Below are 12785 nucleotides of genomic sequence, written 5' to 3' on the forward strand. Positions count from 1 at the left end.
CTTCCGTGTTTTCCGTGGACAGTCATGGCCTTCCCGGCGCGCCGATTAAATTCATCTCGACCCGCTACTCGCGCATTGCGTGACGGTCTTTCTCAGTCGGCTTCCAGAAAGCTTCTCAGCTTCTCGGCACGCGACGGATGGCGCAGCTTGCTCATTGCGGCGGCTTCGATCTGGCGAACGCGTTCGCGCGAGGCGTCGAGTTGTTTGCCGACTTCTTCCAGCGTATGGTCGCGCGAGGTGTCGAGCCCGTAGCGCATGCGCAGCACTTTCGCTTCGCGCGGCGTCAGCGAGGCCAGCATGTCCTTGATGATAGCCCGCATCGATGCCTGCACCGCCGCATCCTCCGGCGCGGTCGTATGCGTATCCTCGATCATGTCGCCAAGCTCCATGTCGCCTTCTTCACCGACCGGCATATCGAGCGATATCGGTTCGCGAACGATCTTCATGATCTCGCGCACCTTGGCTTCCGGCAGTTTCATCTTGACCGCCAGCGTGGCCGCGTCGGGCGCTGCACCGGTTTCGCTGCGGATCGATCGCGCAATGCGATTGAGCTTGTTCACCATTTCCATCATGTGCACCGGCACCCGGATGGTCCGCGCCGTGTCCGCGACCGCGCGCATGATCCCCTGGCGAATCCACCATGTCGCATAAGTGGAAAACTTGAAGCCGCGACGGTATTCGAACTTGTCGACCGCCTTCATCAAGCCGATATTGCCTTCCTGGATCAGGTCGAGGAAGGGCAAGCCGCGGTTGACGTATTTCTTCGCGATCGAGACCACCAGGCGCAGATTCGCCTCGATCATCTCGTTCTTCGCGCGGCGCACGCGCATTTCCGCCGCCGCCACCTGCCGCTGGATGTTGCGCAGATCCGGGAGCGGAATCGCCACGTGCGCCTGCACTTCCTGCAGCCGCTCCTGCGCCTCTTTCACCGCGGGCGCATGACGCACCAGGCAGGCACTGTAGGACTTGCCGGCGGCCGCTTCGTCGTCCACCCATTGCATGTTGGTGGCGTTGCCGGGGAAGACGGCATTGAAATGCGCACGCGGCATGCCGCAGCGGTCGATCACGATGTCGGCGATGGCCTTTTCGCTCTCGCGCATGCGATCGACCTGCGCGCGCAGCGACGCGGCCAGCTGCTCGATGGCCTTGGGTGCGAGGCGGATGCCGGCCAGCTCGGATGAGATGCTTTCCTGTGCCTTGAGGTAGGGCCTGGAACGATAGCCGTAGCGCGCGCGCGCCTTGCCCATGGCGTTGAGGGATTTCGCGATACGATCAAATGCAGCAAGTGCGTCGGTTTTCAATTGCTGCAATTGGCGCGGCGACAGCGTCGTGCCATCGTCGTCCTCATCCGCGCCTTCGGCATCGCTTTCCAGTTCGTCATCCTTTTCGTCCTTGCGATGCGCGGCGGCGACTGATGTCGAACTGTCATCATCGGACGCCGGCAGCTCTGCCATCCCGCCGATGAACGCATTCACCTTGATTTCATCGCGCGCGACCTTTTCCGCCGTGGCGAGAATCTCGTCAACGATCGCGGGGCAGGCCGACAGCGCACGCATCATGTCGTGCAGACCGGCTTCGATGCGCTTGGCAATGTCGATCTCGTTCTGGCGCGTGAGCAGGCTGGCCGTGCCCATGCGGCTCATGTACAGGCGTACGGGGTCGGTGCTGCGGCCGAAGTCGCTGCCGTTGGTGGACAGCGCGGCTTCGATCGCGGCTTCGGCTTCGTCATCGACCGTCGTTGCCGTTGTGTTATCGGACCACAGGAGCGTTTCCGCATCCGGGGTCTGCTCATAGACGGCGATGCCCATGTCCGTCAGGCTGGCAATGATGCCTTCAATCGCGTCGCCTTCAGCAATGCCGTCCGGCAAGTGGTCGATGATCTCGGCGTGCGTCAGATAGCCGCGCTGCTTGCCCAGCTCCAACAAGGTCTTGAAGTCCTGGCGATGATGTTCACGCGCGGCTTCCGGCATGTCGCGAAGCGGCTGGCGGCTCTTGTTTGCGGGGGTGTCGGTTCGTGTAGTCACTGCTTCTTGCTACTCCTGATAAAGAATGAGGTTCATCCGGGGTAGTTGAGTGTGGTTTGTCTGACACCACGTGACAGCCGGAAGAGCCAAAAATACAACCTGAACGAGGTCTTTTTTCCTGTGTGCGATATGGGGATGAAGCGCCGGAATTCGAGGGCTTCGCCTAAAAAAACCGGCAGCGGCAGCAGGTGTCGCTCTGCAGGCAGTTCCTCGCCGAAAAGGGCTCAAGGCGTGTGACAAAATCGAAAGGCATTACCGCCTTCGCGTTTCACCGCGTTCATGGCCTGGTCCGCGCGGCTGAGCAGGCTTTTCGCATCATTGCCGTCAGCCGGATAGATTGAGACGCCGATGCTGGCGCCAAGTTCGATTTTTTGGCCTTCAATGATGAACGAATGGGAAAGCGCTTCCAGCAAGGCGCTTGCCATGGTCATGGCGACCTCCCTATCGCGGATATCGATCATCAGGACGGTAAAGGCGTCGCCGCCAAACCGGGCGAGGGTGTCTTCCTTGCGCAGGGTCGAACGCAGGCGGTCGGCTGCGGCCGCAAGCAGGCGGTCGCCGATACGGGAACCCAGTCTTTCATTGATGGATGCGAATTCGTCAAGGTCGATGAACAGGGTTGCAAGCATCTGCTGCGCGTGTTCGGCGTGGGTGACCGCGAGCTGCAGGACGCTGAGGAAAAACAGGCGATTCGGCAAGCCCGTCAGCGCATCATGGTAGGCAAGGTAGTGGTCGATTTCCCTATCCTTCTTGCGCTTGCTGATGTCGCGCTGGATGGCGATGAAATTGACAACAAGACCATCTTCGTTGAACAGCGGCGTGATCACTTCTTCCACGGTATAGAACGAGCCGTCCTTGCGCCGGTCGACCACTTCGCCCTGCCACACATGACCTGCCAGGATGGTTTCCCACAAGCGGGTGTAGAAGGAGGGGCTCTGCATGCCCGACTGAAGCAGGGCGGGTGTGTGGCCGATCGCTTCGGAAGCTGCATAGCCGCTCAGCTTGCAGAACGCGTCGTTGACCCAGATGATGCTGCCCGCTTCATCGGTCATGAAGACGGCATTGGCAACGGTGCCGAGCGTTTTGACCAGGGAGAATTGCTGGTCGGGCAGAGGATTGTTTGCGGAGAAACTGGTCATTGCCTGCCCGTAAATGATGCACGACAAAAGAGCGTCGCCGAATGGGCGTCAAGTTGTGCCGGGGGAAGAATGAAGTGGAACGGACGGCGAGGCGGCAGACCCGGTTGATGAAGAAATGCACTATTACATCGAGTGCCTGACACTTGGTGTACGCGCCACGTCTCCCCCCGAGCTGCCGCAGTTCCAATTTAGTGCGGCACCCGCTGTTCGTTTTGATGAAGATCAATGGGCAAGCCTGACATCAGGAAGCGCCCGCATTCATCGGCCGGCAGCGGCGGGTAGAGCAGGAAACCCTGCACGTCGTCGCAATGCTGGTCCATCACGAATTGCAGCTGTTCGTGCGTCTCCACGCCTTCGGCCACCACGCGCATGCCGAGGCTGTGCCCCATGGCGACGATCGCGCTGGCGATCGCCTTGTCGCCGGCATCCATCGGAATGCCGTGGATGAAGGAACGGTCGATCTTCAGGATGTCGACCGGGAGATGCTTCAAGGAGTTGAGCGACGAATACCCGGTGCCGAAATCGTCGATCACGATGTTCAGGCCCAGCGCCTTGAGCTCCCTGAGCGCGTCCACGGTATCCGGCTCGATCTGCAGGGCCGTCTCGGTGACTTCCAGGTCGATCCCGGTATCGGCATAGGGCGGCACGGCACCCAGTTTCTTGCGGATCTCGTCGACCAGGTGCGGGCGCTTGATCTGGCGCACCGACAGATTGATTGCCAGGCGAACCGGCGGCGCGCCAGCCGCGCGCCAGCGCTGCAACTGCTCCCAGGCCGTGTCGAACACCCAGTCGCCGATCGACTCGATCAGGTCGGTTTCTTCCGCGATCGGAATGAAGCGCGCGGGAAGCTGAAGGCCATGATACGGGCGATTCCAGCGAATCAGCGCCTCGACGCCGACGATGCGCCCGGTGGCAAGATTGACTTGCGGCTGATAGAACAACTCCAGCTGATTCAGGGTGAGGGCGTGGCGCAGGTCGCGGTCGATCAGCAGCGTCTCGGTCGCGCTGCGCGTCATCTCCGGCGTATAGAACTCGTACGCGTTGCGCCCCTTGTCCTTCGCGCCGTACAAGGCCATGTCGGCCGACTTGGAAAGCGTTTCCGGGTCGAGCGCGTCGTCCGGATAGATGCCGATGCCCACGCTGGTGGAAATGGTGAGCATCTGGCTGGACAGCGGCAGAGGCTGGGACACCAGCTTGGTCAGTTTCTGCGCGAACATCGCGGCATCCTCGATGCTGTCGACCTGCGGCAGGATGATCGCGAACTCGTCCCCGCCGAGGCGGGCGACGGTATCCTCCTCGCGGATCGCCGTTTTCAGACGCGCCGCAATGACCTGCAGCAACTGGTCGCCCGCCGCATGGCCCAGCGTGTCATTGATCAGCTTGAAGCGGTCGAGGTCGAGCAGCAGCAGCGCGGCACGCGTGTGATGGCGCTTGGCATGCGCCAGCGCCTGGGTGATCCGGTCGTTGAATAGAAGCCGGTTGGGCAGGCCGGTGAGAGCGTCATGGTAGGCCAGTTGCGTCAGTTTCTCCTCGGTCGCCTTGATGGTCGTAATGTCGGAAAAGACCGAAATGAAATCCGTGATCCGTCCGCTGTCATCCCTGACGGCGGTGATGGTCTCCCAGGCGGGGAAGTACTCGCCGGATTTCCGGCGATCCCAGATTTCGCCCTGCCACGAACCGGTCTGCTCGATGCTGGACCACAGGCTTCGATAGAATTCGTCGTCCTGCCGGTCCGACTTCAGAATGCGCGGATTCCTGCCGATCACTTCCTCGGGCTGATAGCCGGTGATCTTGGAGAACGCCTTGTTCACGGCGACGATGGTGCCGCCGGCGTCGGTGATGGTGATGGCATCGTTGGTGTGCTCGAACACGGTGGCGGCTTGCCGCAATTTCTTCTGCGCTTCCGCCAGTTCAGTCATATCGAACAGCGTGGTGCGGCTGCTGACGATACCGCCGTCCAGGTCGAAGACGATGGACGCGCTCAGCATCACCGGCAGGATGCTGCCATCCTTGCGTATGAATTCGACTTCCAGGTCGCGCACCCGGCCGGGGTCGAGGAATTTGGGAAAATTTTCGCTGAACTTCTTCTTGCTTTCCTCGGTGAGCAGCTCGGTCACCTTCTTCTTGCCGATCAGTTCCTCGCTGTCATAGCCCAGCCAGTCCAGCTCCGTCTTGTTGATCTGCAAGAACACGCCATCGCCGTCGAGCGTGTGATAGCCGCAAGGCGCGTGGTCATACAGGTCCTGCAATTCCTCGGCGTAATGCTCCAGTTCGCGCTGGATACGCATGCGTTCGCCGATGTCGCGCACGATCGCCATCCACCGGCCATCGGGCAGGATTCGCGCATTGACCTCCACGAGGATGAATCCCCCGCTCTTGTGCCGCAACTTCCATTCGCCGACCTGCGCATGTTCGCTGTCCTGCAAGAAATAGGCTCTTGCCGTGGCGAGCCGCTCCTTGTCCTCTTCCGGAATCAGATCGGTAATGCGCATGCCGATCAGTTCGTCGCGGCGGTATCCGAGCATGCGGCATGCACTCGTGTTGACGTCGGTATATTGGCCGTCCTTGTCCGCGATGAAGATGCCGTCGGCGGCATTGTCGAACAATTGTCGAAACAGCTGTTCGCTCTCCGCCAGCGCACGCTCCGCCTGTTTGCGCAAGGTGATGTCCTGCACCATGCCGACCATGACGAGAGGCTTTCCCGCCTTGTCGCGGTCGTAGATATCGCCGCTTGCCAGCACCACTCTTTCATTACCCTGTGGCAGACAGACCCGGTATTCGAGCTGATACGGTTTCTGTTCCGTGGTCGCAAGCCGCAGCGCTTCTCTCAGGACGGACCTGTCCTCCGGATGGACGCGCTGCAGGAATATGTCGAACGGTACGGATGCCTGATCCTGCGATATCCCGAACAGCTGCAGGGCCTCCGGCGATGCGCTTATCGTACCCGGGCTGATTTCCCACTGCCAGGTACCCGACAAGGACATGGTTTCCGTCTTCGCAAGATTGGTGGCGATCCGGTTCAGCGATTCCTGCAAGGTCCTGCGTTCGCTGATGTTGTCGACCGCGGCCAGCAGGTAAGTCATGCCGCCATCGCTTGAGCGTGTTGCGGACAGGCTCAGGCTGCCCCAGACGATACCGCCGTCCTTGCGGATGTAACGTTTCTCCCAGGTCGCTCGCGGGATCTTGCCTTGCAGGACCTGTTGCCGCAACTCCTGGTCTCTTGCACGATCGGATGGATGCGTGACGTCGAGAAAGGTGTGTTCAAGCAATTCGTTGCGGCTATAGCCCAGCATGTTGCAGAACTGCTTGTTCGCTTCGAGAAAACGGCCGTTCGGTGCGAATTGCGCGAAGCCTACCGGCGTGTCGTTGAAGAAGGCGCGGAAGCGTTTTTCACTGGCGCGCAAGGAGGCTTCCGCCTGCTTGCTCCGCGCGAGGTCTCTTCTTAGGTGCCTGATCGCCTCAGTGAGGGAGTCGATGCGCGCCTGCAGTGGATTTTCCATAAGTGACGGCGGCCCAAGCCTGAGTCGAAAAAAGTAAGACAACATGTTGAACGCCAAGTGTCAGTTTGCGCAGCTTTGCGAATCTGGCGTTGCGGAAAGATAAATTGGCGCGGATTAATCCAGAGCGATCTGAACAAAGTTTGCGGCAAGGGTCAATGGACCGCGATTGTGTCGCGCAGCGGTTTCGATTGACCTCGCTCATGGCGGTGTGCGGCCCAATACCTATGATGAGTGCAGTGCTCCGGCTCGGCTTGCGTCTCGCGACGAGCGGATCCCGGGCGGATGTCCTCTGCGGCGTGCGGATGTTCACTGCATGGCCGTACGCGCCGGGGAGCATGGCGTTATTCGGGTTGTTTCAATCGATTCGCACTCACCATGGAGGTTACTATGGCTAATTTGACCCGTTTTGATCCCTTCAGCGACATGATGCGGTTTGATCCCTTCCGCAACATGGATGATTTCTTCAAGGAGTTTTCCATGATGCCCTCGCTGCGCGGCATGGAAGCCGAACCGCGCATCCGCATGGACGTGGCGGAAACCGAGCAGGCCTATCAGATCAAGGCCGATATTCCGGGAGTGAAGAAAGAAGACATCAAGGTCGCAATCGACGGCAACGTGGTTTCTATCCGCGCCGAAACCAAGGAAGAGAAGGAAGAGAAGATGGAAGGCAACATGGTGCGCAAGGAGCGCCACTACGGCGAGCAGTATCGCAGCTTCACGCTGCCGCAGGATGTGGACGAATCCAAGGTGGAAGCCAGGTATCAGGATGGCGTGCTGAGCCTGATGCTGCCGAAGAAGGCCGGCGGCACCACCAAGCAGATCACCATCCAGTAGCGGCTGCCCGCGGCGCCGGCATGGCAAACGATAGCGCATCCTGGATTCGCTGGTTCGCCGACCTGGGAATTGGCGACGTCGCTCTCGTCGGCGGCAAGAACGCGTCGCTGGGCGAGATGGTGCGCGAACTGGCGCCGAAAGGCGTGCGCGTGCCGAACGGCTTTGCGATTACCGCCGCCGCCTATCGCTACCTGCTGGACCGGGCCAACGCATGGCCCGCCTTGCACGATGCGCTGGACGGCTTGAAGGCGGGCGATGTCGATGACCTTGCCCGCCGCGCGCGGCAGGCGCGCGAAATCGTCTATCGAGCAGCCATGCCCGAGGACTTGGCGGCGCAGATCACTGCGGCTTATGCGCGCTTGAGGAAGGAATACGGCAACGAACTCACGGTCGCCGTGCGCAGCTCCGCCACGGCCGAGGACCTGCCGACCGCCAGCTTCGCGGGGCAGCACGAGACCTTCCTCAATATCGCCGGCGAGGCGCGCCTGCTGGACGCGGTGCGGCACTGCTTCGCCAGCCTGTTCACGGACCGTGCGATCCGCTATCGCATCGACAACGGTTTCGATCATTTCAAGGTTTTTCTTTCCATCGGCGTCATGAAAATGGTGCGCTCGGACCTGGCGTCGAGCGGCGTGGCATTTTCGCTTGACACCGAATCCGGTTTTCTCGATGTCGTCTTCATCACCGGCGCTTACGGGCTGGGCGAGAACGTCGTGCAAGGCACCGTCGATCCCGACGAGTTCTACGTCTTCAAACCGAGCTTCAATGCCGGCCATCGCGCGGTGCTGCGCCGTTCTCTCGGCGCGAAGAAGATCCGCATGGTGTATGCCAGCTCGGCGGGGCGCGAGACCACGCGCAACGTATCCACGCCCAAGGACGAGCGGCGGCGTTTCTGCCTGAATGACGAGGAGGTGCTGCAGCTGGCCGAGGCGACCATCAAAATTGAAGACCACTACAGTGCGAAGGCCGGACATCCGATGCCGATGGACATGGAGTGGGCCAAGGACGGTCTCGATGGCAAGTTGTACGTCGTGCAGGCGCGGCCGGAAACCGTTGCCTCGCGCAAGACGGCCGGCATGCTCGAGGAATACGTGCTGGAGGGGAAGGGGCCGGTGCGCGCGCAAGGCCGGGCAGTGGGCGGCAAGGTCGCCAGCGGCGTGGCGCGCGTGATCACCGACGTCTCCCAGCTCAACCAATTCCGGCCCGGCGAAGTGCTGGTCGCCGACACCACCACGCCCGATTGGGGCACGGTCATGAAAACCGCCGCGGCAGTGGTGACTAATCGCGGCGGACGCACCTGCCATGCCGCGATCGTCGCGCGCGAGATCGGCATCCCGGCGGTGGTGGGTTGCGACAATGCCACCGAGGAAATCCGCAGCGGCGACGAAGTGACGGTGGCCTGCGCCGAGGGCGACGTCGGGCATGTGTACGGCGGCCTGATCCCGTTCAAGACCATACGCACCGATCTCTCTTCACTGGCACGGCCGCACACGCGACTGATGGTCAACCTCGGCAATCCCGATGTGGCCTTTCAGACCAGCTTCCTGCCGACCGACGGCGTCGGGCTGGCGCGCATGGAATTCATCGTTGCCGAACATATCAAGGTGCATCCGATGGCCCTGGTGCATCCGGAGCGCATCGACGATGAAAAAGTGCGTGAAGAAATCGCCAGGATGACGCGCGACTATGCGCGGCCGGCGGATTATTTCGTGCGGCAGCTTGCCGAAGGCGTCGCCACCATTGCCGCCGCGTTTTATCCCAAGCCGGTCATCGTGCGCATGTCCGACTTCAAGACCAACGAGTACGCCAGCCTGCTCGGAGGGCGCTGGTTCGAGCCGCAGGAAGCCAATCCGATGATCGGCTTCCGCGGGGCGGCGCGCTATGCGCACCCGGCCTATGCGGATGGCTTTGCGCTGGAATGCGAAGCCATGAAGCGCGTGCGCGACACCATGGGACTGACCAACGTCAAGCTCATGATTCCATTCTGCCGGCGCATCCAGGAAGCGCAAACCGTGCTGGACGCAATGGCGCGGCAAGGCTTGCGGCGCGGCGAGAACGGGCTGGAAATCTACGTCATGTGCGAGATACCGAACAACGTGGTGCAGATCGACGCCTTCTCGCGTCTGTTCGACGGCTTTTCGATCGGCTCCAACGACCTCACGCAACTCGTGCTGGGCGTGGACAGGGACTCGGAAATCGTCGCCTTCGATTTCGACGAACGCGACCCCGGCGTCAAGGAAATGATCCGGCTGACGGTGGAGGGCGCGCGCCGCAACGGACGCCATTCCGGCATCTGTGGACAGGCGCCGTCCGACTATCCGGAAATGGCCGAGTACCTGGTGGAAATCGGCATCGATTCGATGAGCCTGAATCCCGACACGCTGCTCAAGACGACCCGGCTCGTGCTGGACGTTGAGAGTCGGCTCGGGCGGGCACCACGTTAGGTCATATTCCGGTCGAGGAACAGCCTGACGATATCGAGCGAGGACACGATACCGACCATCGATCTGCCCTGCATCACCACCACGTGGTGAATCTTGTGCGCGAGCATGAGTTCGGCAACTTCCGCAATCGACGCGTCGGGCGCGACCTCAATCGGGCGGTAGGTGCAGATCTCCCAGGCCTTCACGGTTTTTGCGTCCCTTCCGGATGCGTGAAACCTCAGCAAGTCGGTTGCGGTGAGGATGCCGAGAACGACGCCGTCGCTGTCATAAACGGGAGCGGAAGAAACCTGATGCGTCTGCATCTGCGCTTCTACTTCCTCCACGGAATCGTCCATGCTGGCAGGGCTGACAACCCTGTGCATGATCGAGGAAATCGGTTTGCTCATGATGGCCGTCCTGTCTGGATTGCCGCTTGTGTGAGGGTGCTGCGGCAGTAAGCACACTACGCGCCGCAGGTATTCGTGCCTTGCGTTGGTTCAAATGTCGACGCCCGGCCGTGAACACACCTCGTTCATATGCCTCGTTAGCCATTCTCAAACGCCCGCTTGCGGTCAAGCCATCGAATCCCCGGTGCTGCGTTGGTGCGCCAATCATTCCCCTGCCGGCTGTGTTTGGATTTCAATTCCAGAGCGGAAATTAATCTTTCCCATAAAGATGGGGTTGTTTAAAAGTTGCCGTTATTATAAATTGCGCGTTGCAAAAATAACAATATGGTGCCTGAGTATGGCCAATTGGTCAGTAAATAGTGTCAGCAGCAAAACTCTCACGAAGGGCGCCTTTTTCTGGGTGCTGCAAGGGGTGTGTGCGCTCCATCGCAAACCTTTCGCGACCGAGCTGGCAAGTCAGCAATGGGTAGCGCCGTACACGATCGGGGCTTTGATTCGTGCCGTAGAAGCGTATGGCCTGGAATCGACATTGCGCAAGAGCAAACCGGAGAAGCTGCACAAGGAAGCCTTTCCACTCATTGGCTGGTTTGATTCCAGGCCCGCTTCTCGTGAGGCACAGAAATCCGAAAGTGGCGATGCCCCTGGGACCGATGACGGCAGCGCAGAAAGTTATTGTCCCGCATTGATCCTCCAAGCGGAGGCGGGCAATGTCCTTCTTGTCGAAGTGAACGATGTCACTCCGCGCACGATTTCGCTCAATGAATTCAAACTCCGCTATTCCGGCTACGTTACCCGCATTCACCCGAAAGTCGATCCTGCCACCGATCCGGACAGCGAAGCCGAGGCCAGGCAGGCACGCCGCTTCGGCTTCAGGTGGTTTATCCCCGAACTGCTAAAGCATCAGAGACTGTGGCAGGAAGTGTTGCTGGCATCGCTGGTAATTCAGATAATCGCCTTGGCCACCCCCCTGTTTACCCAGACCATCATCGACAAGGTCGTTGTTCATCACACGCAAAGCACCCTGATCGTTATTGCCATCGGCATGGCGCTGTTCATGCTGTTTTCGGCAGGCTTGTCCTGGCTGCGCCAGTACTTGATTCTGCACACCGGAAACCGCGTCGATGCGGTACTCGGCTCTTCGGTATTTGAGCGCGTGTTCAAATTGCCGCCCTTGTATTTCCAGAACCGCGCTACCGGTGTAATCGCCGCGCGGTTGCACGGCATCGAAACCATTCGTGAATTCATCGCCAGCGCCGCCGTGACCCTGGTGCTGGATTTGCCCTTCCTGCTGATCTTCGTAGCGATCATGTTCTATTACAGCGTCACGCTGACATTGATTGCCGTAGCGGTACTGGGAACGATTGTTTGTTTAAGCCTTCTGGTGGCGCCGGTGTTTCAAATGCGCCTGCAAGAGCAATTCCAATTGGGTGCTCGCAACCAGGCTTTTCTGACTGAATACATCGTCGGACTGGAAACGGTGAAGTCGCTGCAGCTCGAACCGCAACTAAACAGCAAGTACAGCACTTATCTTGCCAGTTACCTGTCCGCCGGCTTCGCTACCAGGCAATTGGCCAATACCTACAACACCTTCGCCAACCTGCTCGAACAGATGTTGAGCCTGCTGATTCTAAGCATCGGCGCCTACACCGTCATGCACTCGGCCGAATTTACCATCGGCATGCTGGTCGCATTCCAGATGTTTGCCGGTAAATTATCGCAGCCGATGCTGCGTCTGGTTGGCTTGTGGCAGCAGTTCCAGCAAGCGAAACTGGCGGTGATCCGGCTGGGCGATCTCATGAACGCACCGGTCGAGCCGTATTCTGCGATCCCCGCCCGCGACACAAACCGACGCGGGGAAATCCACATCAGTGAGATCGCCTTCCGCTACGGCGACCACCTGCCATTGGTGTACGAGAATCTGTCACTGGCCATCCAACCCGGGCAGACCATCGCCATCATGGGACCCTCCGGCTGCGGCAAAAGCACGCTGGCCAAACTGCTGCAAGGGTTTTATCAACCCAGTGCCGGTGCCATCCGTATCGACGGCGTCGATATCCGTTACCTTTCGGCGAATGAGTTGCGTAGTTACTTCGGTGTCGTACCGCAGGAAACAATGCTGTTCTCAGGCACGATCTACGACAACTTGCAGATGGCCAGCCCAAATGCAAAGTTCGAGCAGATCGTCGCTGCATGCAAGATGGCGGAAATCCACCACGTGATCGAGGCGCTGCCGCAGGGGTATCAAACCGAAATTGGCGAGCGCGGTGCGGGATTGTCGGGCGGGCAAAAGCAGAGGATTGCCATTGCCCGCGCCTTGCTCAAGCGCCCCAGCATTCTGATCTTTGACGAAGCGACCAGCGCGCTGGACGTCCCGACCGCCGAGCACTTCGCACACACTATCAATGCCTTGAAAGGCAAGGTCACCATGCTGTTCATCGCTCATGGCTTACCCAAAGGC

7 protein-coding genes are annotated in these 12785 nt (G+C 60.0%); 3 read left to right on the forward strand and 4 right to left on the reverse strand.

The annotated features are described in order from the left end of the window. Positions 1 to 92: 92 nt before the first annotated feature. The 3 genes from rpoD to VJ651_RS06590 form a co-directional block, all read right to left on the reverse strand. Entirely contained in the window at positions 93 to 1970 is a 1878-nt protein-coding gene (rpoD, locus tag VJ651_RS06580; RefSeq protein WP_324106680.1) for an RNA polymerase sigma factor RpoD, read from the reverse strand. 278 nt (positions 1971 to 2248) lie between these two features. After that, positions 2249 to 3163 carry a sensor domain-containing diguanylate cyclase gene (locus VJ651_RS06585; protein WP_324106674.1) on the reverse strand — a complete coding sequence of 305 codons (915 nt, stop codon included), beginning with the start codon at positions 3161 to 3163 and terminating at the stop codon, positions 2249 to 2251. Positions 3164 to 3351: 188 nt separating this feature from the next. Further along, positions 3352 to 6663: a PAS domain S-box protein gene (locus VJ651_RS06590; RefSeq protein WP_324106675.1), complete on the reverse strand. Its 3312-nt coding sequence runs from the start codon at positions 6661 to 6663 to the stop codon at positions 3352 to 3354. 387 nt (positions 6664 to 7050) lie between these two features. Here VJ651_RS06590 and VJ651_RS06595 point away from each other — a divergent pair, with 387 nt between their 5' ends. Both VJ651_RS06595 and ppsA read left to right on the forward strand, forming a co-directional pair. Continuing rightward, positions 7051 to 7497, forward strand: coding sequence for an Hsp20/alpha crystallin family protein (locus tag VJ651_RS06595; RefSeq protein WP_324106676.1), 447 nt, complete (start codon positions 7051 to 7053; stop codon positions 7495 to 7497). Between the two features lie 20 nt (positions 7498 to 7517). Beyond that, positions 7518 to 9941, forward strand: a complete 2424-nt coding sequence (ppsA, locus tag VJ651_RS06600; RefSeq protein ID WP_324106677.1) for a phosphoenolpyruvate synthase — start codon at positions 7518 to 7520, stop codon at positions 9939 to 9941. On the opposite strand, the gene VJ651_RS06605 is transcribed toward ppsA, so the two are convergent. Then, positions 9938 to 10327 (reverse strand): cyclic nucleotide-binding/CBS domain-containing protein, encoded by a 390-nt coding sequence (locus VJ651_RS06605; protein WP_324106678.1) that lies wholly within the window; start codon positions 10325 to 10327, stop codon positions 9938 to 9940. The genes ppsA and VJ651_RS06605 overlap by 4 nt on opposite strands. Positions 10328 to 10595: 268 nt before the next feature. Between VJ651_RS06605 and VJ651_RS06610 the strand changes: the two genes are divergently transcribed. Further along, the coding region (locus tag VJ651_RS06610) for a peptidase domain-containing ABC transporter (RefSeq protein ID WP_324106679.1) at positions 10596 to 12785 on the forward strand (2190 nt) is incomplete at its 3' end.

This window comes from Noviherbaspirillum sp., assembly GCF_035254865.1.
Classification (GTDB): Bacteria; Pseudomonadota; Gammaproteobacteria; order Burkholderiales; family Burkholderiaceae_D; genus Noviherbaspirillum.